Here is a 23,989-nt window from a genome sequence, read left to right on the forward strand (position 1 = left end):
AGGCCAGCCTCGCTTGCCTTGCCAAGCACAGCCTTTCCGCACTGGTTACCGGCCCCCGCCGTACCTAAACTCAGGGCTATGACCACAACAACGTTCAACTCGCTCCTGTCCACCCAGATCGCCAACGAATTCACGGCGTCGCAGCAGTACATTGCCGTTGCAACGTGGTTCGCCAACCAGGACCTTCCCCAGCTGGCCAAGTATTTCTACCGCCAGTCCGTGGAGGAACGGAACCACGCCATGATGATGGTGCAGTACATGCTGGACCGGGACATCCCCTTCACCATTCCAGGCGTCCCCGCCGTCCGCAATGACTTCGCCTCCGTGACCGAGCCGCTGGCCCTGGCCCTGCAGCAGGAAAAGGATGTCACCCGGAACATCGAGGACCTTTTCCGCGCCGCCCGCAGCGAGAATGACGCCCTGGGCGAGCAGTTCATGCTCTGGTTCCTCAAGGAGCAGGTGGAGGAAGTGGCGTCCATGACCACGCTGCTCAACATCGCCGAGCGTGCGGACAACCTGTTCGACATCGAGAACTTCATTGCCCGCGAAACCGTCGGCGACGGCGGCCGGGACGCCGGCGCCCCCGAGGCTGCCGGCGGCGCCCTCTAAGCTCCTCCCATCTGGGTAGCAGTAAGTGCCGTTTTGGGCCGTGAAAACGACAGTTACTGCTACCCAGTTGGGAGAGTGGCACCAGTGGTGAGGTTGGCCACCAACGTGGCAACCCGCCGTCGGGCGTTGCTACGCTGGAAACAAGGCTCCGAACCCGAGCCTCCGGACGACGGTTCAGTACCCGGAACGCGACAAGACTGGCCAAAGGATTCGTCATGTCGTGGATAATTCTGATTCTCTCGGGAGCACTCGAGGCCGTTTGGGCCGCCGCGCTGCACCGCACCTTCAAGGCCTCCGGCCGCCGCCGCATCGCGCCGGCCGCCCTGTTCCTGGTTTCCGTGGCAGCCAGCACCGCCGGCCTGGCGATCGCCATGCAGTCCATCCCCACGGGCACCGCTTACGCCGTATGGGTCGGGGTGGGCGTGGTCCTGACATCCGCCTATGCGATCCTCACCAAGGTGGAACGCCCGACGGCGGCGCGGCTGCTCCTGCTGTCCGGCATCGCCGCGTGCGTGGTGGGCTTGAAGGTGGTGGCGTGATGTTCCGCCGTTCAATTCCCTGGCTGGTGCTGCTGGCGTCGGCTGTCCTGGAAGCCGTGTGGGCAACAGCCTTGGGTCTGTCCGATGGCTTCAGCAAGCCCCTGCCCACCGTGGTTTTCGTTGTCACCGCGGTCCTGAGCATGCTCGGCCTGGGCCTGGCCATCCGGACCATTCCACTGGGCACCGCCTACGCCATCTGGGTGGGGATCGGCGCCGCGTTGACCGTCGGCTGGGCGATGGCCACCGGCGTGGAACCCTTCAGCCTGCTGAAACTGCTGTTCATCGCGGGCATCGTGGGGTGTGCCGCGGGGCTGAAGGCGCTGCCGGCGGAGAAAAAGCCCGAGAAGGAGCCGCGGCCGGCACGCGAGCCTGCGCACCGCTGAGCCTTCCCACGTCGAAGGCGGCCTTACGGCGTCTTCCGCCAAACCGCCGTCGGCCTCCCGCCATCCGGGATGAAAGCTAAGGAGGTTCGGTGCCCGGTTTAGGCTTTTGCCATGGACTCCCCCGAGATCACCCAGGCGATAGCCGCCCTCCGCGCCCGGATGGCGTCCGGCAGCCGAACCATTTTGGGCATCACGGGCCCGCCGGGTTCAGGAAAATCCACCTTCGCAGCCTGGATCCGGGAGCAGTTTGGCCCGGGCGCGGCCGTGGTGGTTCCGATGGACGGGTTCCACCTGGGCAACGCCATCCTCGACGGCACCCCGCTCCGCCAGCGGAAGGGCGCCATTGATACGTTCGACGGCGGCGGGTACCTTTCGCTGCTCCGCCGCCTGGTGCGCCGGGACGAGCCGGTGGTCTACGCCCCGGAATTCCGGCGCACCATCGACGAACCCGTGGCCGCGTCCATCGCCGTCCCCGCCGAGGTTCCGCTCATCATCACCGAAGGCAACTACCTGTTGGCGGAGCAGGAGCCCTGGAAGGAGGTCCGGGCGCAGCTGGACGAGGTGTGGTTCCTGGACACACCGGACCAGCTGCGGGTGAGCCGGCTCGTGGCCAGGCATGTGCAATTCGGCATGGACCAGTCCGCGGCTGAAGCGTGGGCCGCCGGACCGGACGAGGCCAACGCCCGGCTGATCAGCTCTACCCGGCCAGCCGCGGACCGCATCATCCCCTGGCTCTGAAACCGCCGCCCCACCCCACCGAACAAAGGAGATCCCCATGGCACCCACCACCATGCTGGGTGACGGCCTGAGCGTCAGTCCCCTCGGCTTCGGCGGCATGGCCCTCACCCCGGTCTATGGCGGGGTGGACCCGGCCGACGCGCTCAAGACCCTGCACCATGCCGTTGACGCCGGCATCAGCTTCATCGACACCGCTGATGTCTACGGGGCAGGCAGCAACGAGGAGCTGATTTCCCGGCTGCTGCGGGAGCGGCGGGGCGACGTGCAGCTGGCCACCAAATTCGCACTGGTGGGAAGCCCCGGCGAGGGGTACTCGGATGTCCGGAACGATCCGCCCTATATCCGGCAGGCCTTGGACCGGAGCCTGCAGCGGCTCGGCACGGACGTGATCGACCTGTACTACCTGCACCGCCGTGACCTCCGCGTTCCGATTGTGGAAGCCGTGGAGGCCATGGCTGGGCTGGTGCAGCAGGGCAAGGTCCGCCACCTTGGCCTGTCCGAGGTAACCGCCCGGGAGCTGGAGGAGGCCTGCTCGGTCCACCCCATCGCGGCAGTCCAAAGCGAGTGGTCCATCTGGAGCCGCGACGTGGAACGCAACGTTGTTCCCGCCGCCGCCCGCCTGGGAGTGGGCTTCGTGCCGTACTCACCCCTGGGCCGCGGATTCCTCACCGGCACCGTCGACGCAGCCAGCCTGGGTGACAACGACTTCCGGCGCCGCATCCCCCGCTTTGCCCCTGAGGCAGCCAGCGCCAACCAGGCAGTGGTGGACACCGTCCGGTCAGTGGCCGCGAAACTCGATGCGACCCCCGCGCAGGTAGCCCTGGCCTGGCTCCTCGCCCAGGGCCAGCGCCTGGGACTGCCGGTGGTACCCATCCCCGGAACCCGGAAGCGGGAGCGGATTGACGAGAACCTGGGAGCCCTTGCCCTCCACCTGGCCCCGGCGCAACTGGAGGCGCTTGGCGAAGCCTCTGACGCCGTCGTCGGCTCGCGCTCTGCGGATCCCACCTGGGTGTCGGAGGGCCGGGAGTAGCCTGAGCCGCGGACCGTCGTCCCTAGACTGAAGCCCATGGACTCACTTCTGTACGACCTGCCGGCCCTGACCATCCGCAGCATTTCCGTCAGCGAGATGGACAACAACGTTTACCTGCTGACTGCGAAAGCCAGCGGCGAGCAGGTGCTGATCGACGCCGCGGACAACCTGCCGGCCATCCAGCGGCTGCTGCAGGACGCCGCCGCGGACACGTCCGCGGCGCCCAGGCTTGCCCTGATCGCCACCACGCACCAGCACTGGGACCACGTCCGGGCGCTGAAGGAACTGGCGGAGGCAACGGGTGCGTCCACCGCAGCAGGCATTGACGACGCCGACGCGTTGCCTGTGCCGGTGGACCAGCGCCTCGGGCACGGGGACACCGTGGCCGTGGACGGCTTTGAGCTGGCGGCTGTCCACCTGCGCGGGCATACGCCTGGCTCGATCGCCTACGTGTACGAGGAACCCCGCGGGCTCACCCGCATCTTCTCCGGCGACTCGCTGTTCCCGGGCGGGGTGGGCAACACCCAAAAGGACCCGGAGCGGTTCAACCAGCTGCTGGACGACGTCACGGAGCGGCTGTTCGGCACCTACCCCGATTCCGCCGTCGTGCACCCCGGCCACGGCAAGGCCACGACGCTCGGCGCCGAACGCCCGCACCTCGGCGAATGGCGCGAGCGGGGCTGGTGACGCCCACTGGTGGTTGAGCACGCCGAAACCCGGTTTCGACAAGCTCGACCACCGAAGTGGGGACTACCGCCCGCGGCGCTCGTTCGACGCCGGAGCGGAGGCACGGCGCGGGCCGCTGCGCTTGGCCCGGCCGGAGCCGCCGTTGCCGGAGCCGTAGGATCCGCTTGAAGCCCCTCCTGTCGTGGAGGACCAGACGGCCTTGCTGCCGCCGCTAGTGGCGGAACCCGCACCGGACCGCTGGGCGCCGCGCCCACCTGAGGTGCCGGCAGCAGCGCGCTGGCCGGTGGCCGGACGTCCGCCGCGCTGTCCGTCGGAACCGCGGCCGGCCGATGAGCGGCCACCTGCTGCGGGGACGTCATTGCGGTGGGTATTGCCGGCGGTACCGCGGACGCGTGCATTGCGGCGTGCGGCGGCAGCTGCGATCGCGCGGTCCTCGTTCTGCTCGCGGACCAGCTCGGCCGCGGCGCGGGCCTCGCTGCGCCCCTCGAAGGCGGCGGCGCGGCGCTGGGCACGGGGGACGTCGGTGCGGACCGGCTCAGCGGAAACCTTGCCGCGGCCGCCACGTCCGCCCCGGCCGCCCGCTGTGGGGGACGCCTGGCGGCGGGCCCGCTTCCGCTCGGCGTTGGCACCGGTGGAGGTGCCGCCGCCCTGCTTGGGCATGTTGGCGGCCAGCAGCGCGGCCCGGGTGCGCGGGTCCACCTTCTCCGCAACCTCGCCAACCAGCTCTGCCACGATCAGCGAGGAGGCCGTCACACGCTCGAAGCTGACGTCCACGCCGGCGGCCTTCATCAGCTTCTTCACGTCGGTCTGCTGCTCGGGGAGGGTCAGCGTGACCACGGTTCCGTCGGAACCGGCACGCGCAGTACGGCCGGAGCGGTGCAGGTACGCCTTGTGCTCGGTGGGCGGGTCCACGTGGATCACCAGCTCGACGTCGTCCACGTGCACCCCGCGGGCGGCGACGTCGGTGGCCACGAGGACGCGCACGTCCCCGTTGGAGAACTCGGCCAGGTTGCGGTCACGGGCGTTCTGCGAAAGGTTGCCATGCAGGTCGACGGCGGGGATTCCGGCGTCGGTCAGCGTCTTGGCCAGCTTGCGGGCGTGGTGCTTGGTCCGCATGAAGAGGACTCGGCGGCCCGCCCCGGAGGCGAGCTCCACGATCAGCTGCTTCTTGACGGTCTGGTCGTTGACCACCAGCACGTGGTGCTCCATGGTGGTCACCGCGGCCTGCGGGTCGTCCACGGAGTGGGTGAGCGGATTGGACAGGAAGCGCTGGACGAGCTTGTCCACGCCGTTGTCCAGGGTGGCGGAGAAGAGCAGTCGCTGGCCCTGCTTGGGGGTCATGTCCAGCAGCTTCTTGACCACGGGCAGGAAGCCGAGGTCCGCCATGTGGTCCGCCTCGTCCAGGACGGTGATCTCCACCGTTTCCAGGGTGAGGATGCGCTGGCGAATCAGGTCCTCCAGGCGGCCGGGGCAGGCGATGACGATATCGACGCCGGCCCGCAGCGCCTTTTCCTGGCGCGCCTGGGAGACGCCGCCGTAGATCACGGTGGTGTTCAGCCCGGCTGCCTTGGCCAGCGGCTCGATGGTGGCATTGATCTGGGTGGCCAGCTCACGGGTGGGTGCCAGCACCAGGCCCATGGGGCGGCCGGGCTTTCGGAAGTGGGCTGCCTCCCGCTCGGCGAGGCGGGCCACCAAGGGGATGGCGAAGGCGATGGTCTTGCCGGAGCCGGTGCGGCCGCGGCCCAGGACGTCACGTCCTGCCAGCGTGTCGGGAAGGGTCTTCACCTGGATGGGGAACGGTGATTCGATTCCCTGGGCGGCGAGGGTGTCGGCAAGGGCTTTGGGCGTGCCGAGGGCAGCAAAAGTAGTCAAAGTCAAAGGTCTTTCAGGCGGTATCCAGGCGGATATCGGCCCCCGACGCCGGTTGGGCCAGGGGGTTCGCCGAAGAAAAGTCAGGTGGTCGACCAGCCAGCTGCCATCTGCAGGACGGCGGCCGGGACCAAATGGAACGCGTTCATCGACGCAGGACGTGCCTCTCACATGAAAAAAGCCCACTCCCCCGGAAAGGGACTCCAAAATCAAGGAGCGAGCGGGCATCACTGCACATCAAGTTCCACCATTGTAGCATCACGCGGTCCCCCACCCTTTCCCCGGCCCGCCCCTGTCGCCCGTCCGGTCCCGGGCCCGCCCCGCAACCAGGTAGCGCGAAGCGCCGTTTTGGGTACTCAGAACGGCACTTCGCGCTACTCACTTGGGCGTTGCCTTGGCAGGCGGGTCAGGGCAGGCTTGTGGCATGAGCGAACACGCGGGTCACCACCATGGAACGCACGACGACGGCACCACCACAGGCGGCAACGGCACCTTCGGCGGGGGTTCTGCAGGCGGCATCGGCACAAGCACTGACACGGGCACCGGCGGCGGCATCGGGAGCGGAATCCGCGGGGACGATGCAGCGTCGGTCTGGGACGAGCGGTACCGGTCGAAGCCGCAGATGTGGAGCGGCAAGCCCAACCCCCAGCTGGTCCGCGAGGTGAGCGGATTGCACCCCGGGAAGGCGCTGGACCTTGGCTGCGGCGAAGGCGCCGACGCCATCTGGCTGGCGCAGCACGGCTGGGCGGTGACCGCCGTCGACGTTTCCGCCGTAGCACTGGAGCGTGCCCACTCGCACGAGAAGGCCGCGCGGGCGAGGGAAAGTGTGCACGCGGCGGAGGGGAATATCGGCAGCCGCATCAGGTGGCAGCAGGCAGACCTGGAGGAGTGGAAGCCCGAGGGATCGTTCGACCTTGTGACCTCGCAGTTCCTGCATGCCGAGGAACTCGCCTGGCAGGGGCCGCTGCGGACGGCGGCATCCGCGGTCAAACCCGGCGGGACGCTGCTGGTGGTGGGCCATCATCCGGACCACCTGCCCCCGTGGGGCGGCGGGCACCATCACCACCGGGAAATGTTCTACACCGGCGATGACCTGGTCCGCGAGCTGGGACTGGACGGGCCCGAGTGGCAGCTGGAAGTCGTGACCAGCCGGGAGCGGCCGGTGACCGGGCCGGAGGGCCAGCACGCCACTATCGCGGATGTTGTCCTGCGCGCCACCCGCCTCCCCTGACCTGTCCCTTCGGGTTTTTGCACACGTACGGCCTTCTATCCCGTGACAGCTGTCCAAAAACTTAGGGTGACGGGGTGGTGACCCGCGGCGCAACGGATACCGCGGCCAAGGCGACCACAGCGGCGAGGCCGAAGACGCCGGCGAAGGATGCCGCCGTCGTCGTAAACGCCGCGAAGACGATGCCGGTTGTGGCCAGGGCGAGCGCACCGCCCAGCGAGTCCGCGATGGACATGGCTGAACTGTTGAAGCCTTCGTTGTCTTTGGTGGACAGGGCCAGGGTCATGACGCTGAGCCGCGGGTAAAGCAGGCCCATGCCGCCGCCGGCGAGGACCCACCCAGCGATAGCGGCGGCGGCGGGCCAGTGGAGTGCCGACGTCGCAAGGGCCAGCAGCACGGCGGTGAGGACCATCAGCGCACCAACGGACACCGCGCTCCGGTGCGGGAGACGGGCTCCCAGACGGCCCTGCACGGCGGACGCTCCTGCCCATGCCAGCGCCCCGCCCGTGAGGGTGAGGCCGGCGAAGGTGGGTGCAAAAGCGTACTGCTCGATCAGCAGGTACGGCAGGTAGACCTCGGCGCCGAAGAACGCGGCTGATGCCAGCCCGCGCGCCAGGATGACGCTGGGCAGTCCAGGCCGCGCCATGAGGGTGCCCCGGGGAACCAACGGCCGGACTGCCACCATCGCCATCACGACGGCGGCGACGGCCAGGACTGCGGTGGCCGCCGGAACACCAGGGGTGTGGACTTGCGCTGAGAGGTTCAGGGCCAGGACCGCAACGGCGGCGAGCACCGCCCAGGCGAGGCGGCCGGCAGCCCACGGGGTGCCCGCAGCGGCCGAAGCCTGCTGCGGCATCCTGCGCAGCACCGGTGCGATCATCAGCAGCGCGGGGACCACCAAACCCACCACACCCAGGAACACCCAATGCCAGCTGAAGACCTGCGCCACGATCCCCGCCGCGAACGGACCCACCAGGGAAGGGATCACCCAGGCTGCCGAGAACGCCGCAAAGATTTTGGGGTGAAGCACGCCCGGGAAGACGCGGGCCACCAGCACATACAAGGCAACGGTAAGGGCACCGCCGCCCAGGCCCTGGACCAGCCTGCCGGCGACGAGCAGAGGCATTGACGCCGAGGTACCGACGATCAGCAGCCCCGCAACGAACAATCCGACGGAGGCATAGAGGGGTGCCGCCGGGCCGCGCCGGTCGGACCAGTTGCCGGCAGCCACCATGCCGATGACACCGGTGGCCAACGGTCCCGCGAAGGCCAGTGCGTAGAGGCCTGCGCCGTCCAGTTCGCGGCTCACCAGGGGCATGATGGTGGTCACCGCGAGCGACTCGAAGGCGGCAAGGAACACCAGGGAACAAGTGCCGATGGTGACCCACAGATACGTCCGGTGGAGGATGCCTGCAACGTGGGATGTGGCCGGGACGGTGGAGTCGGGCACGGCCATCTCAGCCGCCCACGTACCGGTTGCGGCCTGCCCTGTAGCCGAAGACGGCGGCCAGTGACCCGACCACCAGGAACAGGACGCCGGCGGCGGCGAAGGATCCGGTGGCCTGGTGCAGCTGGCCCACCATAAGGGTCCCGGTGGAGCCGAGGCCGTAGCCGACGCCCTGCATCATCCCGGAAAGATGCGCCGCCGTGTGCCCGTCCCGGGTCCGGAGCATGATCATGGTGAGCGCGACCGCGGTCAGGCTCCCCTGCCCCAGGCCCAGCAAACCGGCCCAACCCCATACGAGCTCCAGCGGCCCGAAAATGCACAGGGCAAAGCCGGCTCCGGTCATCAGGGCAACAACGGTGTTGATGGCGCGCTGGTCCCGGAACCGGGCTGCCAGCGCCGGCGCGAACAGCGAACCCAGCATTTGCAGCACAATGCTGGCCGAGACGATCAGCCCCGCAGTGCCTCCGTCCACGCCGCGCTCCCGCAGGATGGGCGCCAGCCAGGCAAAGACGCTGAAGGACATCATCGCCTGCAGCACCATAAAGATGGTCACCTGCCACGCCACCGCCGAGCGCCACACGTTCACCCCGTCCCTGGCAACCTGGTGCTTTACCGTCCGCTGGCGGACAGCCACGGGAAGGAACAAAAGAAGGACGACGGCGGCAGGCACCGCCCAGAACCACAGGGCCAGGGTCCACTCCCCCGTCGCAGCAAAGACGGGGTAGGTGAAGCCCGCTCCGAGTGCCGCCGAGGCGCAGATGGCGGTGGTGTACAGCCCGCCCATCAAGCCGAGGCGGTGCGGAAAGTCCCGCTTCACCAGCCCCGGGAGCAGGACGTTGCACAGGGCGATGGCCGCCCCGCAGGCTGCCGTTCCGGCCAGCAGGCCAGGCAGGTGGCCGGCCCCGGATAGCCCTGTGTCGACCGGGCGCAGCAGCAGCCCCGCCGTAAGCACGGCCATCGCAGCCAGCAGGATCCGCTCGGCGCCAAACCTTCGGGCCAGGACCGGGGCCAGCGGGGCGAACACACCCAGCAGCGTGACGGGCGCCGTTGTCAGCACCACTACCGCCCACCCCGGCAATGCCGCCTGGGACGTGACCTCCGGGAGCACGGCGGAGAAGCTGGAGAAGACGGTGCGCAGGTTCAGCCCGATCAGGACCAAACAAAGGCCCAGGTACGCCAGCTGCCGCCGGCTGCCAACCCGGGTTGGCGCAGGAGCAGGCAGTTCATCGGCCTCGGCGTCCACGAGTGTCTCCACCTGGTGAAGGCCGCTCCGATCGGGCCCATGTCCTTCGGCCCGCCGCTGCTTCCCTGCTGCGGAGTCTGTTGCTTCCGTCACCCGCCCATTTTTGCAGGCCGACGGCTGCGGCTGGCTTATCCACATAGGGCCCGGCCGGCCTTCCGGCGGTCCGGCCGGCGTCCCTAGGTTGGAACAGCATCCAGATTCCCAAAAGCAAGGAGAGCCATGGGCATGCCACCCTCTTCCGAGCCCCTTCCCGTGGAGGCAGCCGGGGAACCAGCGCCCGCAGCTTCAGGCGCATTGGCGGAGCCACCGGGCAACGGCCATACCGCGGCAGCCATCGCCAGCCTGGTGCTGGCCATTGTGGCGCCCGTGAGCCTCCTCTTTACCGCACCCTTTGCCAGCTTCGCCATGCTGCTGGCCTTCCCGTATGACGGCCCGTCACGAAATCCATGGCTGGCTCCGCTCGCCTTCTGGAGCCTGCCCATGGTTTTCGGAACCATTTCCGCGGGCCTGGGCATCTACAGTCTCCGGAAGTCCAAACGCAGTGGAGAGAGTAAGGGCCTGTCCTTGGCCTCGCTCTGCATCACCGCAGTCTTCTTTGTTCTGGGCCTGAGCTTCACCCTCCGGTTTGTTTACATGATGCGGTGATGCAAAAGGCCCCGTGGTTCCACGGATCCCCGGTCAAGGCATGCCAGCTTCCTCCCGGCGCTATTCTGGAAGGGATGAGCGAATCCCCGGAAACTCCCCAGCAGCCGCATGTCCCCAGGCCGGTCACGCCCGGAACCCAGGCGTCCTACGGCACCTATGGTGGCCGGCCAGTCAGCTTTGTGCGCCGCGGCACCCGCCTCCAGGGCCGGCGGCAGGCGGCATGGGAGGAGCACGCCGAACGGTGGGCCATCAACGTTCCACGGCATGTGGCCAACACCTCGATCCATCCGGACTACGTTTTCGACGCCGAGGCGGAGTTCGGACGCAAGGCGCCGTTGATCGTCGAGGTGGGATCTGGCCTGGGCGATGCCATCTGCCACGCCGCGGAGCAGAACCCGGACACGGATTTCCTGGCTGTGGAGGTCTACACCCCCGGGCTGGCAAACACCATCATGAAGATCAACAGCCGCGGGCTCCGGAACGTCCGCGTGGTGGAGGCCAACGCCCCCGAGGTGCTCGCCACCATGCTTCCGGCAGGCTCGGTTGACGAGCTCTGGGTCTTCTTCCCCGACCCCTGGCACAAGTCCCGCCACCACAAACGCCGGCTGATCCAGCCGGAGTTCGCCGCCCTGGCCGCCCGTGCCCTGAAACCGGGCGGGCTGTGGCGGATCGCCACCGACTGGTCCAACTACGCCATCCACGTCCGCGACGTGCTGTCGGAGTCACAGGACTTCGAGAACCTGCATACAGGCGAGCGCCGCGGCCCTGAAAGCCCGCTCACGCAGGTGTGGCAGTCCGGCGTCGAAACCGTGGTGGGCGGCGCCCCTGTCCGCGAGGGCCGGGCCCCGGTGAGCACCGAACACACCGGCCCGAACGAGGGCATCGATGAAACGGGCGGCTGGGCACCCCGCTTTGCGGGCAGGATCCGCACCAGCTTCGAGGCGAAGGCGCACGAGGCCGGCAGGCTGATCTTCGATCTCTGCTACCGCCGGCGGTAGACCGAATCCGGCCCGGCAGCACCCACTGTTCCAGAGTGGGGCACGCACACCAGTGAACCACCGCGCAGGCGCTGCGCACGCACCAACGAAAGCCATCAATCCGTGGGGGCCGGCCGCATTTGCTACGGGGTGGGCGGTTTCTTTCGGTCGTTGCAACACCGACCGAAAGAAGTGTTGTTTCATGCGCAGTTCGACGCGCCGATCACGGAAAATGGGCCCGGAGGCCTTGGTTGAGAAGAAGCCCTTATATGTTCAGCTCATGAAAGAAGGGCACTCAAACTCGGCAGCATGCAGGAAAGTTCAGCAGGCGGCCGCGATCCAGGACCAAGGTAAAGCCACGCCAGTACATCACTGATGCCCTGAAGATTGCTGACCGCCCTGCCCACATTGCTACCAGGGAAGAAGCTGGCCACTGGGAAGGTGATTTCATCATGGGGAAGGGGAACAAATCAGCGATAGTGACGTTAGTGGAGCGATCTTCCCGGTTCCTCATCGCCTTTGTGCTCCGCCCGGGAAACAGGTCCGACAACATGCGTGACCAGCTCATTCAGGCGCTCGGGGTCATGCCGGCCACGCTCCGGAGGACCTTGACGTGGGACCGTGGCTCCGAGATGGCCGAGCACGCCGAGGTCGCTGCGGCGCTGGGGACGCTGGTGTACTTCTGTGATCCGGCCAGCCCTTGGCAGCATGCATCTGACGAAAACGCCAACGGTTCGCTCCGCCAGTACTTCCGAAAGGGAGATGACCTGAGCACCCTAGAACCGGCAGATGTCCTGTTCGCCGCTGAGGAGATCAACAGCCGGCCCAGAGCCGTCCTGGATTGGTCCAGCGCAACTGCCAGATTCGCCGCCCACCACACGGCTGCGGCAACGCGAGGCCGAAGGAGTAGCAGAAGCACTCCGGCTGCGGCTCTTGCTACTTCTGGCTAGCGTTATCGAGCAGCTGCCTGAACTGCGCTTCGCTGTCCAGAATGAGCTTTTCGCCGTCAAGGAAGAAGGTGGGAGTGCCTGTCACGCCAAGTGCTTTGCCATCGGCAATGTCCTGGCGGATGCGTTCCTTTGTTTCTTCTGCCGCGACCTCCGTGTCGTACTGGCTCATGTCCAGGCCCAGCTCTTCGGCGTAAGTCCTGAAGAGCGTGGCCTGGGAGTCTTGCTTTTCGCCCCATTGAGGCTGGGTCTCGAAGAGCTTGGCGGCCATCTGTTCGTACTTGCCCTGTTGGGCGGCGGCTTCGACGGCGAGGGCGGCGGTGCCTGAGTTCGCATGACCTGGCAGGGGGAAGTAACGGTGAATGAAGGTGATCCGGTCCCCGTATTCCTGCTTCAGTTTCTGCACTAGGGGCTCGGCCGAGCGGCAGGATTCGCATTCGAAGTCCAGGAACTCGACCAGCTGGGCCTTCTCAGTGACGGGGTTCGTGACGCGGTGACTGTTCTCCCGCATTAGCTGAACGTCGCCGGCTTGAGGCGCGGCGGGCGTTGGCTTGTTTGTGGAGACCACGGCGTACCAGATCACCCCGGCAGCGAGGAGGAAAGCGAGGATCGTCCAGATGGCGATCCGAACGTTCCGTGCGGTGGTTACAGCGCTCACCGGTCGGGCGGCTTCGTTCCGAGGGTCACGGACACCGTCGCGGGTTTCCTATCGGCTTGGCAGCCGGCGCAGCAGGCCCCTTCCTGCTCCTCAGGGGCAGAAACCGCGGCTTCCGCAGGGCTGCTTGTTGAGGCTGCTGGGGCGCAGCAGTCATCGTCCTCTTCACCGTGGCCATGGGCGTCGCCGCTGGCGTGGGGAAGGGCGCAGCAGGCCTCCCCGCGCCAGGCATTGATGCCCTCACGGACCGAGATGCCTGCGATAACCAGGGCGGCGCCTGCGTCGGCCCACCACCAGCCCAGGGTGCTGTTCAGGACCAGGCCGACGAGCAGGACGGCGGAGAGGTATGTGCACAGCAGTGTCTGTTTGGAATCGGCCACAGCTGTCCGGGAACCCAGTTCCCGCCCTGCCCGACGCTGGGCCCAGGACAGCACGGGCATAATCGCCAGGCTCAACGCTGCGATCACGATGCCGGGGACAGAGCGCTGAGCTTCTTCACCGCCCGTTAGTGACGCAACAGCGTCCATGGTCACGAACGCGGCGAGAGCGAAAAACGAGATAGCAATGATCCGCAGCGTCAGGTGCTCGCGCCGTTCGGGATTCTTCGAGGAGAACTGCCACGAAAGTGCCAGGGCAGAGGTCACCTCGATAATCGAGTCCAATCCGAAACCGATCAAAGCTGAAGAGTCGGCAATGTTGCCGGCCCAGAGCGCGACGACGGCTTCAATGACGTTGTAGGTGATGGTGGCGGCCGCGAACAGCCGGATGCGGCGGTTCAGCACGGCACCGCGTTCCGGGGTGGGTGCCTGCAGCAGCGCGGTCATACGAGGCATTCCCCGTCCGGTGCGCAGCAGGCCGGATCAACAGCGAGGACAACACCCAGCAGATCCTTAATCGCGTGGCCTAGCCGCGCGTCAGCGAGCTCGTACCGCGTCCGCCGCCCGTCAGGGACAGCAACCACCAGGCCACAGCCACGCAGGCAGGTCAGGTGATTGGACATACTCTGCCGGGAGACGCCAAGGGTATCAGCGAGGTCGGACGGGTAGGACGGAGCATCTGAAAGAGCCAAGAGGATCCGAGAACGGGTAGGGTCCGAGACCGCATACCCAAACCGGGCCAACACCGGTGCCTGCGTGAGCGTTTCCATAAGGCTAAAGTACAGCCCAGCATGTATTCACGCAAATATGTACTCAGGCTTGCTCTTGCACATCAAACTCCTCCGGGTTAGTACTCGTCTTCGAACTCATACCTGACCTGCTACGTTCAGATCAGACCTGTTGCGACGTTTATGAGAAACCGCCGTGTTCATGATCGTGCGGGCCAAACTGGCCAAGATGATGCAGTAGGGCGGGCAGTGGCCTGGAAGGGGCAACGGCCGGCGGGCGGGCGGGTAAGGCCTCAGGGCACCGTGATCACGGCGACGGCATGCTGCGTCCCGTCCCGCAGTTCCACGCTGGAGATGCTGCCCAGCTGGATCGGCGTGGCCCCGGTGATCCGGACCCTGCCGCTGGACGTTGCCGTCCAGGCGCAGGCGCGGTCCTCGCTGCCGGCGCGGTCGCGGACCCAGAGGGATAATGTTCCGTCCTGCGGCAGGCTGCTGCCGTTGACGGCAAGCTCGGTTCCCCAGTTCTTCCGCGCAAGGTCGATGTTGACCTGCAGGCCGTCCCCGGACTGCACCGAGTAGGTGGCATCAGGAGGGTCGGGCCGCGCCAGGAGCGGTCCCGCCAGGATGCCCAAAGCGAGGCACGCGGCGGCGACGGCGCCCACGAGTGCCGCCCACCGCCGTCGGGAGGTCCGACGGCGGCGCGCCAGCCGGGCTAGGAGCGGCGCCGGAGCGGGGACGCTGGAGGGGGCGGCCAGGCTTGAAACGGCAGTCAGTGCCACCGCGTCCGGAACGGGAAGGATATCCAGGAGGACTGGAACAGTCTCCAGCCCTGCCAGTTCCTCCCGGCACTCGGTGCAGCCCTCCAGATGGGCTTCAAAACCCGCCCGGTCCGCGGGTTTGAGGCCGCCCAGCAAGTAAGCACCGAGCAGCTGGTGCTGTTCGACGCTGTTCACCGTTCCACCCCCATCTCGTCCAAAATGGTGCGGAGCGCCCGTACCGCGTAATACGCCCGGGACTTGACCGTGCCACTGGGGATGTTGAGCTGGACCGCGGTTTCGTTGACGGTGAAGCGGCGGTAGTGCAGGGCCACCAGGACGTCCCGGTGCTCCTTGCTCAACCGGAGCAGGGCTTCTTCGACCAGCACCCGGTTGAGCAGGTCATCCACGCGTTCCATAACCTCGGCAGGATCCGGGCCGCTCTCGAGTGATTCGGGGCGGCGTTGGGCGCGGCGGTAGTTGTCGATCATGATGTTCCTGGCCGTCCGGTAAAGGTAGCTGCGCAGGCTGCCGTTGATGTCCGGGGCGTGCTGCCACACGCGGAGCACTGTCTCCTGGACCACGTCCTCGGCCATTTGGGGATCATGTGAGGCACTGGCGACAAAACGGCGGAGCGCGGGGCCATGTTCACGGTAAATGGACTCCACCACGTCTTCATCCAGCGGCATAGCGTCCCTCCCACCCGGGCCTTCGTCCCACCATTCCTGCTTACCACCTGAAGACGCTGTTGCCGGGCAGAAAGTTCAGATTAGGGGGCGCTGCTGTGAACCGTTCTTCACCCGGTTACGTCGTAGCGGTTACCGTCCGGTGATTCGACGCCGGGCCCAGCCAAGGAGCATCCCATGAAACACCACGTGGGCGCAGGCCTCGCCATCCTGGCCCTTTCCGCAGTCCTGACTGCCTGCGCCGGCGGTACGGGAACCGCGCCGGCAACCAGTCCTGCCGTCACGGCGGGCTCGCCTGCCGCCTCTGCGACGGCCCCCGCCGCTTCCGTTTCACCGCCTTCGGCAACCTCCACCACCACGGCGAGCGCCGCCGTCGACCTCATGACAGCGTCCTCCAGCGCCGGTGAGATCGTGGTGGACGGCAAGGGCATGAGCGTCTACTTCTTCACCAACGATGTGAAGGATTCCGGAACCAGCGCCTGCACGGATGCCTGCCTGGCGGCGTGGCCGCCCGTGGTCACTACTTCGGCCACTCCTGCCGCCGAGGGCGTCACGGGAACGCTGGGCACCATCAACACCCCGGACGGCAAGATGCAGGTCACGCTGAACGGGATGCCGCTGTACTACTTCGCCAAGGACACCAAGCCTGGTGACGTCCTGGGCCAGGGCGTCAACGGCGTCTGGTACCTGGCCGACCCGGCAGGCGGAATGATCATGACGGGCGGTGCCGGCTAGGAAGCAGATGCAGCGCGCGCCCAGCCGGTAAAGCGGGCCGCAGGCGCCTTCACCGCAGTGGAACTGCGGGGAGCGTTTCCGGCAGAGGCAGATCTGACGGGCCGGGAACGGGCACCTGCGGCTGCTGGCCCACCCCGTTGGTCAGGTCCTTGGGGACGGCGGTGGGCAGGTCCTTGACCACGGGCAGTTCCTCCGGCTTGCCGGGGGCTGCGGGGGTCCCGGTGGCCTCTTTTGCGGTCTCCGCCGGCGTGGCAGGAACGGCCGACGGCGGCACCTGGCCCGGCTGCGCGGCCCCGGCGGGATCGGTGGGAACCACTCCCGGGGCGGCAGGGCCGGACGGAGCCGGCAGCAGGGGTTCCTCTGCGCGGTCTTCGGCGGGCGCCGGGCTTGATCCGGTGACGAACGAGGTGATGGCCCGGTTGAACTGGGTGAACGAGTCGCGGAGGCCCTGGTCCGAGGCTACGGCCACTGCGCCTCCGGCGGAGAGTGAGACCGCCACGGACAGGGCCGTGAGGGCTACGCGCCGCTTGGCGCGGCGGCGGGCGGCGAGTTCATCGACGGGCGCACTGACAACCGTGTCTGCTGCGGGCGCCTCACCGGTGGCCGCTGCCGTCACGTCGGGAAATGCCGGCGCCTGCTTGGCCCGCGCCAGCAAGGCGGCTACTTTTGCGGACGGCTCCGGGGTCCCGGTACCCAGCGCGCGGAGCTGCAGGAGGGCGGGGCGGAGCTGGCCGTCGTCGTCCAGTCCTGCCTCGAGCAGCAGCTGGTCGACGAATCGGTCGCTGCGGGATCCTGCGGTGTCACTCATGGTTCGCCTGGTTTCTTGTGAGCGTTTGTGCTTTGAGGTTTTGAAGGGCCCTGCGCTGGAGCTGTTTGATGGCCCCCGTGCTCTTGCCCATGATTGCGGCCACCTGTTCGATGGACAGGTCCGCCACGACGCGGAGGGCCAGGACTTCCTGGTGTTCCTCGCTGAGTCCGGCCAGCATGTCGGCGGCCCCGCCGGTCAGTTCCACGGCGTGGTCCTCCGCGGACGGCGTCGTTCGTCCGTCGTGCTGGGGATCGTAGGGGCTTAGCTGCGGCCTGCGCTCCAGCCGGCGGTAATAGTCCACCATCCGCGCGTGCGCAATGGAGAAGATCAGCGACCTGGCGCCCTGCAGGCCGCCGGTGAGTCCGCTGATTTTCGGGTAGAACGCCAAAAACACGTCCTGCGTCACTGCCTCGGGATCATCCACTCCGCGGGCTTTGAGGTAACCGTGCACGGGGCCGGCGAAGGACCGATAGGCAGCGCCGAAGAGCACAGCCGGATCCGTTCCGGCCGCACTCTCGAATATGTCAGTCTCTTCTTGGGCCAAAGTGCTTAGCACCAGCGGCTCCTCCATCCGCGGACGCGGCTCATGCCTGTCCCGGTTGCCGGTTTCAACTGCCAGTTCCCCATGGTCGTACCCCGCTGCCGTCCGGCAGCAATTCCGGCGGGCACCCGACAGGGGATGCCCCGGACTGCAGTACTGCGGGAAATGGACGTGTGCCGTTTCCCGCAGTACAGACTAGTCAAAGCCCTTAGCGCACCGAAACGGACGGGGCGTTCACGGTCGCGCTGCCGCCGTCGACCGATACGTTGGGAACGGCAGGGACAGCAGGCACGGCGGGCTCGCCGTCGACGCCCGGAACGGCGGGCACTGCCGGAACGGCGGGCACAGCGGGAACGGCGGGCACAGCGGGACGCTCAACCTCAACAGCGGTGGAACCGGTGGCGGCAGCGCCGGCTTCCGCAGCTGCGCCGGCCTCGGCAACGACGCCGGTGCAGAAGCTTTCGACATTGGCTTCGCCTTCAGCGGCAATCACCAGCGAGGAGAAGCCCTCGGAGGAGGCGTTCAAGCCACCGTTGGTGAAAGCGGTGCACAGGCCGAATGCTGCGGCTCCGGCGGCGTCCACGGCGGCATCTGCTGCAACGGAGGCGGAGGCCTGGGCGGCGACGCTGTCACCGCTGACCGTGGCCTCTGCGTTAGTGGCGGCTTCGGCATCTGCGGAAGCGTCGGCGTCGACAACGGCGTCAACGGTGGATTCTGCGGCGGCCTGGGCGTCAGCTGCTGCTTCGGCTGCCAGCTCCGGAGCCGGGGCGCCGAGGAGTTCGTGGGCGGCCTGCTGCGCTTCGGTGGGAAGGGCACCGGAAACAGCAGCAACGCCGGTTCCGCCAACGGCCAGGGTGCCGGCAGCCAGAACGGAGGCGGCGACTTTACTGGTGGCGAGAACGGTGAACACAGACATGAGGCACTCCAAAACTAGACGATTATGGGGTTGGGCCCGGCGGGCGGACCCATCACCTCCTACATCGCCGGGGTCAGCGGAAAGGTTACGGTCCCCGGAAAAGTTTTCTGCGCACCTGCCAGCGCCGCCGCGATTACGATCAATGCATGCCTGAACCCACACAGCCTGAAGAACGTGCACCGCGGCGGCCTGAGGAGGAGGCGGCTGTCCGGAAAGAGGCCGGAACGTGGCAGTCGATGGTGGATAACAACAAGGCGCTGCTCCTGCGGAAGACAGGCAAGGACACGGCCTACTGGACGGAACAGGCACGGGCGGCGGGCATCGCCAGCGACGGGGAGCTCCGGGACTGGATGCGCAACCAGTTCGGCGTGACGGGCTACGCGCAGTACGCGGTGTCCTGGGAGATGTTCGGCTACCCGGAGTTCATGCTGCGGGATGCGGACGAACTGCTGGACGGCCAGTACGTCAACCACCCGGACCTGCGTCCGATCGCGGATGCGGTCCTGGCCTGGGCATCAGCCACCGAGGGCGTGCAGATCCAGATGCGAAAGGGCTATGTGTCGCTGCATAGCGCGCGCCGGAAGTTCGCACAGCTGACGCGTTCGACCAACACCGCAGTGGACATCACGTTGCGCCTGGACGCACCGGCGGAGGGCAGGCTCGAAAAAGTCCGGACCCGCGCGGATGATCCCTTTACCCTCCGGGTGCGGCTGACTGCGCCGGAACAGGTGGATGACGAGCTGCTGGAAATCCTTGTGCTTGCCCTGGAACAGAACAGCTAGACGAAACGGGCAAAGCCGGCCGGGGCCGCTTTGTATCCACACCGGCCCCGGCGTAAGTCTGGCTGCTACGCCTCGACCAGGTCTGCGTCGGACTCCTCGAACTCCACGGCCGCCACGATCTCGAGCGTCTCCGGGTTGATCATGAACGCTTCGTCGGCCTCCTCGACCATGATGAAGTCCCCGTGATCGGTGGCGAAGTGCCAGGCAAGCGTCTTTTCGCCGTCGTGGATGTAGTTGGGGTCGCCCATGGTGATCTTGAGCAGCTCGTAGCTGGCGATGGCGCAAAGCTCGCGGATGATGATTTCGAAATCCGGGGCGTCCTCCAGTGCTGCCGCCTCGGCCTGCGCCTTGCGTTCGGGCAGGTCGGGGATCCGGGCAACGAGTTCTTGGATGTAGGCGCCCACCTCCTCGTCGTCGAGGACCAGCAGGTCCGGCTGGCTGCGCAGCCAGGCAGCGTTGAGGGCGGTGATGTTTTCCCGCTCCAGCAGCTCCTCGAACTCGTTGTCGAGCTCCTCCATGCGGAGGACGCCGTCGGGGGTTTCCTCCGCGTCCAGGCCGTCCAGGTAGTACTCCTCTTCCTCCTCGGACAGGTGGTCGTAGGCCTCCACGGCCCGGTTGAACAGGTCCAGGTGGGCCGTTGCGCCCATGCCTGCCATTCCCTCGCGGACCAGGGTGTCCGTTTCGGCGCGGTCAGCAGACATGAAAGCGTACTGTGCAAAGCCGCCTTCCAGCGCCTGGCTGAGGTAGAAGTCCACGTAGTAGCTGCGGACGGCCACAGGGGACATCTCCCCGGTGCGCAGGAGGGCGATATGCATGGCGTCCACCACGCTCACATTGGCCTCGACCGCCTCTTCATCGCTTGCTTCAATGCTGCTGCTGGTCAGGATGACGGGCTGCTGGCTGGTGATCATGGCAATCCTCACTGCTCATCGCGGGTGGTGCTTGGGACGCTTTCACGCTACGTGTTCGGGACCGCGGGGCTATTGAGGAGGAAGTGAACGTCACAAGAAGTTTTCGGTGGCAGCCGGCAAAAGGGTCCGCACGCTCCCCTGCCGGCGGCGAACTAAGATGGATCAGATAACCAACCGACGGACCCGGCCCCGCCGTGTCCTGCTGAAAGTAGCGCGCACCATGCCACCCCAACCGGACGAGAGTGCGGACCTGGCGATTCAAACCCCTGCCATCAACGACCGCTCCCTGGCTGCGGGCCTTGCCTATGCCATGGGCAGCCGGGTTTCCGGCGTCTCGTTTGACGCCGGCACCGGACTTATGCTCGGCAAGGTCCGGGGCAGTGCGGACGTGCCTTATTCCACGACCGCCAAACTGGTCCGCAAGGGTGGCGGGTGGAGCTGCACGGTGGGTGTGTGCAGCTGCCCTGTGCGGAAGGACTGCAAGCACGTCGCGGCCTTGCTCTTCGCTGCGGAGGACAACCCGGCCATCCGCGTCCAGCTCCTTTCCCCGTCCATGGCTGCCCAGGTGTCCCGCGGGCCTGCTGCAGTCCTGTCCGACTGGGAACAGGCCCTCAGTCCGCTCATCTCGCAGCGCGGCGGTGCCCCTTCCGGCAACGGCGTCCCGCTGGCGCTCCAGTTTGAGATCGAGGAACCGGCCCCGCACTTCTCCTACACAGGCCGCCGGGATCCGGTTCGCGGTGTACGGCAGCTAAAAGCGCGTCCGGTGATCATGGGCGCCAAGGGCAAATGGATCCGCGGCGATGTCTCCTGGAACACCCTGAGCTACCTGAATTTCCGGCGGGAATGCAACGAGGCGCACGTGGAGTGGATGCAGGAGTTCCTGGCCAATCATTCCGCCTCCGCCAGCCGGATGCACAACTCTTCCGGCCTCTGGCTCAGCCTGAACTCCTATTCCGGCAAAAACCTGTGGAGCCTGCTGTCTGACGCCCGCAAGATCGGACTCGCCCTGGTCCACTCGCGCGGCACTGAGCCGGTCCAAGTGTCGGAGGCGCCTGCCGCCGTCGGACTTAATCTGGGGCGGTACGGCACAAGCAGTTCCAAACCACCGGAACCATTTGTCGCAGCGCCCGACGGCGGTTTGGAGCTTTCGCCCACCATCACCGTTGAGGGCGTGGAGGTTGATCCGGCCTCGGTGGGCACCATCGGCCGGCCCGCGCACGGGTTGTTTGTCACATCGGGCGAGGCGGCCCTGCCCGGCGTTCCCGATCCCGAAGGCACCATCACCCTGGCCCCGCTGGAAGGCGGGCTGAGTGAGGAACTCCTGGCGTTCGTCACAGCGGGCAGCACCCTGCACATTCCGGCCAAGGACGAGTCGCGATTCCTCACCGGCTTCTATCCGAAGCTCAAGCAGACGGCCCGGGTCACGGCCCGCGACGAATCGGTGGAGCTGCCGGCCCTTGCCGTCCCAACGCTCTCGCTGCTGGCAAATTACGGGACCGACCACCGGGTGCGGCTGCACTGGGAGTGGCACTACAAGAGCGGAAACCTCGTCACGGCGCAGCCCCTGTGGCGGCATCCGGGCGACCAGGGCTACCGCGACGATGCTGCCGAGGCGCGCATTCTGGAAGGCGTCGGCCGGTTGTGGGAGGTAGTGCCCGCCCTGGGTGAATCCGCTGCCGGCGGCTGGGGCACTCCCCGGCTGGCGGCGTCGGCCGAGCTGAAGGGCCTGGACACGCTGGCTTTCACCGAGGACGTGCTGCCGCGGCTGCGCCAGACCCCGGACGTGGACGTGGAGACGGCGGGCGACATCGCCGACTACCGCGAGGCCGAAGAAGCGCCGGTGGTGTCCATTTCCACCAAGGCCACCGAGCAGCGTGACTGGTTCGACCTGGGCATCCAAATCACGCTGGAGGGCGAGCCGGTATCGTTTGCGGCGGTCTTTTCCGCCCTGGCGGCGGGGCAGACCAAGATGCTGCTGCCGAGCGGCGCCTACTTTTCCCTGGATTTGCCGGAGCTGCACCAGCTGCGCGCCCTGATTGAAGAGGCGCGGTCGCTGCAGGACAACAAGGACGCGCCCCTGCAGATCAGCCGGTTCCAGGCGGGATTGTGGGACGAGCTGGCGCAGTTGGGCATCGTGGACGAGCAGGCTGCGGCATGGCGGTCGGCGGTCGGCGGCCTGCTGGAGGGCGGCATCGACGGGCTGTTGCTGCCGGCCTCCCTGAACGCTGAATTGCGGCCGTACCAGCTGGAGGGCTTCAACTGGCTCACGTTTCTGTACCGGCACAGCCTGGGCGGGGTCCTTGCCGACGATATGGGCCTCGGCAAGACCGTCCAGGCGCTGGCGCTGATGTGCGCGGCGAAGGAACACGCTTCCGCTGCTGCAGCGCCGGCAGGCGTTGTTGCAACAGCGCCCGACGACGGTGCTGCCGCCGGCTCTGTTGCCCCGGATGCCGGCGGCGCGGTCCAGCCCGCCGCCGTCGCGCCTTTCCTGGTGGTTGCGCCCACCAGCGTGGTGGGGAACTGGGCGGCTGAGGCGGCACGCTTCGCCCCCGGGTTGAAGGTGCAGGCCGTCGGCGAGACGTTCGCCAAAAGCGGCCTGGACCCCGCGGAGACCCTGGCAGGTGTTGACGTGGTCATCACCTCCTACGCGCTGTTCCGCATCGACTACGACTCCTACGCTTCCCGCCGGTGGTCGGGGCTGGTGCTGGATGAGGCGCAGTTCGTCAAGAACCACCAATCAAAGGCATACCAGTGCGCCCGGAAGCTGCCGGCGTCGTTCAAGCTGGCCATTACCGGCACCCCACTGGAAAACAACCTCATGGAGTTCTGGGCGCTCACATCCATTGTGGCTCCGGGTCTCTTTTCCAGTCCCAAGCGCTTTGCCGAGTACTACCAGAAACCCGTGGAGAAGAACGGCGACAAGGGGCAGCTGGACAAGCTCCGCCGTCGGGTCCGTCCACTGATGATGCGCCGCACCAAGGACCAGGTGATCAAGGACCTGCCGCCCAAGCAGGAGCAGGTCCTTGAGGTGGTGCTGAACCCGCGGCACCAGAAGGTGTACCAGACGCACCTGCAGCGGGAACGGCAGAAGATTCTCGGCCTGATTGACGATGTGAACAAGAACCGGTTCACCATCTTCCAGTCCCTGACCCTGCTCCGGCAGCTCAGCCTCGACGCTTCGCTGATTGACCCGTCCCTGTCCGGCGTGCGCTCGAGCAAGCTGGACGTCTTATTCGAACAGCTTGAGGACCTGGTGGCGGAGGGCCACCGGGCGCTGATCTTCAGCCAGTTCACCGGGTTCCTGGGGAAGGTCCGGGAGCGCCTCGAGGAGCAGGAGATTGAGTACTGCTACCTCGACGGTGCCACCCGTAACCGTGCCGATGTTGTCAGCGAGTTCAAGAACGGCAGCGCGCCGGTATTCCTGATTTCACTGAAGGCGGGCGGGTTCGGGCTGAACCTCACCGAGGCCGATTATGTCTTCCTGCTGGACCCCTGGTGGAACCCGGCGTCCGAGGCACAGGCTGTGGACCGGACCCACAGGATTGGGCAGGCGCGGAACGTGATGGTGTACCGGCTGGTGGCCAAGGACACCATCGAGGAAAAGGTCATGGCACTGAAAGCCCGGAAGTCGCAGTTGTTTGCCGACGTGGTGGAGGGCGACGCCCTGGCCGGTGGCGCCATCACTGCCGAGGACCTGGCGGGGCTGTTCAAGGAGTAGCCCCGGTCAAGGAGTAGCGCTGTATTGGCTGTATT

24 protein-coding genes, 1 pseudogene and 1 riboswitch are annotated in these 23,989 nt (G+C 67.0%); of the genes and pseudogenes, 13 read left to right on the forward strand and 12 right to left on the reverse strand.

The window, feature by feature from the left end:
• Positions 1-78: 78 nt before the first annotated feature.
• The 6 genes from FDW83_RS09840 (at position 79) to FDW83_RS09865 (ending at position 3,986) form a co-directional block, all read left to right on the forward strand.
• Positions 79-609, forward strand: coding sequence for a ferritin (locus tag FDW83_RS09840; protein ID WP_138137917.1), 531 nt, complete (start codon positions 79-81; stop codon positions 607-609).
• A gap of 140 nt (positions 610-749) precedes the next feature.
• Positions 750-815: riboswitch (guanidine-III (ykkC-III) riboswitch) on the forward strand.
• Between the two features lie 9 nt (positions 816-824).
• Positions 825-1,148 (forward strand): multidrug efflux SMR transporter, encoded by a 324-nt coding sequence (locus tag FDW83_RS09845; protein ID WP_138137918.1) that lies wholly within the window; start codon positions 825-827, stop codon positions 1,146-1,148.
• On the forward strand, positions 1,148-1,531 hold the full coding sequence (locus FDW83_RS09850) for a multidrug efflux SMR transporter (RefSeq protein WP_138137919.1): 384 nt from the start codon (positions 1,148-1,150) through the stop codon (positions 1,529-1,531). Before FDW83_RS09845 ends, FDW83_RS09850 begins: the two co-directional genes overlap by 1 nt.
• 111 nt (positions 1,532-1,642) lie before the next feature.
• On the forward strand, positions 1,643-2,269 hold the full coding sequence (locus FDW83_RS09855) for a nucleoside/nucleotide kinase family protein (protein ID WP_138137920.1): 627 nt from the start codon (positions 1,643-1,645) through the stop codon (positions 2,267-2,269).
• A 37-nt stretch (positions 2,270-2,306) separates the two neighbouring features.
• A complete protein-coding gene (locus FDW83_RS09860; protein WP_138137921.1) occupies positions 2,307-3,299 on the forward strand; it encodes an aldo/keto reductase in 993 nt (330 codons plus the stop codon).
• 36 nt (positions 3,300-3,335) lie between these two features.
• On the forward strand, positions 3,336-3,986 hold the full coding sequence (locus tag FDW83_RS09865) for an MBL fold metallo-hydrolase (RefSeq protein ID WP_138137922.1): 651 nt from the start codon (positions 3,336-3,338) through the stop codon (positions 3,984-3,986).
• A gap of 63 nt (positions 3,987-4,049) precedes the next feature.
• Here FDW83_RS09865 and FDW83_RS09870 read toward each other — a convergent pair whose 3' ends face one another.
• Complete coding sequence (locus tag FDW83_RS09870; RefSeq protein ID WP_138137923.1) at positions 4,050-5,858, reverse strand: DEAD/DEAH box helicase; 1,809 nt, start codon at positions 5,856-5,858, stop codon at positions 4,050-4,052.
• Positions 5,859-6,279: 421 nt separating this feature from the next.
• Between FDW83_RS09870 and FDW83_RS09875 the strand changes: the two genes are divergently transcribed.
• Entirely contained in the window at positions 6,280-7,086 is an 807-nt protein-coding gene (locus FDW83_RS09875; protein WP_138137924.1) for a bifunctional 2-polyprenyl-6-hydroxyphenol methylase/3-demethylubiquinol 3-O-methyltransferase UbiG, read from the forward strand.
• Between the two features lie 61 nt (positions 7,087-7,147).
• On the opposite strand, the gene FDW83_RS09880 is transcribed toward FDW83_RS09875, so the two are convergent.
• Together FDW83_RS09880 and FDW83_RS09885 are read right to left on the reverse strand one after the other, a co-directional pair.
• Positions 7,148-8,539 (reverse strand): MFS transporter, encoded by a 1,392-nt coding sequence (locus FDW83_RS09880; RefSeq protein ID WP_138137925.1) that lies wholly within the window; start codon positions 8,537-8,539, stop codon positions 7,148-7,150.
• 1 nt (position 8,540) lies between these two features.
• Positions 8,541-9,866: an MFS transporter gene (locus tag FDW83_RS09885; protein ID WP_138137926.1), complete on the reverse strand. Its 1,326-nt coding sequence runs from the start codon at positions 9,864-9,866 to the stop codon at positions 8,541-8,543.
• Positions 9,867-9,992: 126 nt separating this feature from the next.
• On the opposite strand from FDW83_RS09885, the gene FDW83_RS09890 reads away from it, so the two are divergent.
• The 3 genes and pseudogenes from FDW83_RS09890 to FDW83_RS09900 form a co-directional block, all read left to right on the forward strand.
• Entirely contained in the window at positions 9,993-10,418 is a 426-nt protein-coding gene (locus FDW83_RS09890; protein ID WP_138137927.1) for a hypothetical protein, read from the forward strand.
• Positions 10,419-10,492: 74 nt separating this feature from the next.
• Positions 10,493-11,416, forward strand: coding sequence for a tRNA (guanosine(46)-N7)-methyltransferase TrmB (gene trmB, locus FDW83_RS09895; protein ID WP_138137928.1), 924 nt, complete (start codon positions 10,493-10,495; stop codon positions 11,414-11,416).
• A 308-nt stretch (positions 11,417-11,724) separates the two neighbouring features.
• Positions 11,725-12,345: pseudogene (locus FDW83_RS09900) on the forward strand (IS30 family transposase); the annotation flags it as partial.
• Here the strand turns inward: FDW83_RS09900 and FDW83_RS09905 are convergent.
• The 5 genes from FDW83_RS09905 to FDW83_RS09925 form a co-directional block, all read right to left on the reverse strand.
• Positions 12,332-13,000 (reverse strand): thioredoxin domain-containing protein, encoded by a 669-nt coding sequence (locus tag FDW83_RS09905; protein ID WP_138137930.1) that lies wholly within the window; start codon positions 12,998-13,000, stop codon positions 12,332-12,334. The pseudogene FDW83_RS09900 and the gene FDW83_RS09905 sit on opposite strands and share 14 nt — an antisense overlap.
• Positions 12,997-13,821: a cation diffusion facilitator family transporter gene (locus FDW83_RS09910; RefSeq protein WP_138137931.1), complete on the reverse strand. Its 825-nt coding sequence runs from the start codon at positions 13,819-13,821 to the stop codon at positions 12,997-12,999. The genes FDW83_RS09905 and FDW83_RS09910 overlap by 4 nt, the downstream gene beginning before the upstream one ends.
• The gene (locus FDW83_RS09915; protein WP_138137932.1) at positions 13,818-14,144 is read right to left on the reverse strand and encodes a helix-turn-helix transcriptional regulator; all 327 of its coding nucleotides are present in this window, start codon (positions 14,142-14,144) and stop codon (positions 13,818-13,820) included. The genes FDW83_RS09910 and FDW83_RS09915 overlap by 4 nt, the downstream gene beginning before the upstream one ends.
• A gap of 251 nt (positions 14,145-14,395) precedes the next feature.
• Positions 14,396-15,055 (reverse strand): zf-HC2 domain-containing protein, encoded by a 660-nt coding sequence (locus FDW83_RS09920; protein ID WP_138137933.1) that lies wholly within the window; start codon positions 15,053-15,055, stop codon positions 14,396-14,398.
• Positions 15,052-15,546 (reverse strand): sigma-70 family RNA polymerase sigma factor, encoded by a 495-nt coding sequence (locus FDW83_RS09925; RefSeq protein WP_138137934.1) that lies wholly within the window; start codon positions 15,544-15,546, stop codon positions 15,052-15,054. Before FDW83_RS09925 ends, FDW83_RS09920 begins: the two co-directional genes overlap by 4 nt.
• A 174-nt stretch (positions 15,547-15,720) precedes the next feature.
• On the opposite strand from FDW83_RS09925, the gene FDW83_RS09930 reads away from it, so the two are divergent.
• Positions 15,721-16,278, forward strand: coding sequence for a hypothetical protein (locus tag FDW83_RS09930; RefSeq protein ID WP_138137935.1), 558 nt, complete (start codon positions 15,721-15,723; stop codon positions 16,276-16,278).
• Positions 16,279-16,327: 49 nt separating this feature from the next.
• Here the strand turns inward: FDW83_RS09930 and FDW83_RS09935 are convergent, their stop codons facing one another.
• The 3 genes from FDW83_RS09935 to FDW83_RS09945 form a co-directional block, all read right to left on the reverse strand.
• Positions 16,328-17,086, reverse strand: coding sequence for a hypothetical protein (locus FDW83_RS09935; RefSeq protein WP_138137936.1), 759 nt, complete (start codon positions 17,084-17,086; stop codon positions 16,328-16,330).
• Positions 17,079-17,657, reverse strand: a complete 579-nt coding sequence (locus FDW83_RS09940) for an RNA polymerase sigma factor (RefSeq protein ID WP_138137937.1) — start codon at positions 17,655-17,657, stop codon at positions 17,079-17,081. Before FDW83_RS09940 ends, FDW83_RS09935 begins: the two co-directional genes overlap by 8 nt.
• 178 nt (positions 17,658-17,835) lie before the next feature.
• Positions 17,836-18,543: a protein tyrosine phosphatase gene (locus FDW83_RS09945; protein WP_138137938.1), complete on the reverse strand. Its 708-nt coding sequence runs from the start codon at positions 18,541-18,543 to the stop codon at positions 17,836-17,838.
• Between the two features lie 146 nt (positions 18,544-18,689).
• Here FDW83_RS09945 and FDW83_RS09950 point away from each other — a divergent pair, with 146 nt between their 5' ends.
• A complete protein-coding gene (locus FDW83_RS09950; RefSeq protein WP_240720943.1) occupies positions 18,690-19,325 on the forward strand; it encodes a DUF5655 domain-containing protein in 636 nt (211 codons plus the stop codon).
• 65 nt (positions 19,326-19,390) lie between these two features.
• On the opposite strand, the gene FDW83_RS09955 is transcribed toward FDW83_RS09950, so the two are convergent.
• Positions 19,391-20,236, reverse strand: coding sequence for a hypothetical protein (locus FDW83_RS09955; protein ID WP_138137939.1), 846 nt, complete (start codon positions 20,234-20,236; stop codon positions 19,391-19,393).
• A 220-nt stretch (positions 20,237-20,456) separates the two neighbouring features.
• Here FDW83_RS09955 and FDW83_RS09960 point away from each other — a divergent pair, with 220 nt between their 5' ends.
• Entirely contained in the window at positions 20,457-23,954 is a 3,498-nt protein-coding gene (locus FDW83_RS09960; RefSeq protein ID WP_138137940.1) for a DEAD/DEAH box helicase, read from the forward strand.
• Positions 23,955-23,989 lie beyond the last annotated feature (35 nt).

It is taken from the genome of Pseudarthrobacter sp. NamE2, from assembly GCF_005796205.1.
Taxonomy (GTDB): Bacteria; Actinomycetota; Actinomycetes; order Actinomycetales; family Micrococcaceae; genus Arthrobacter.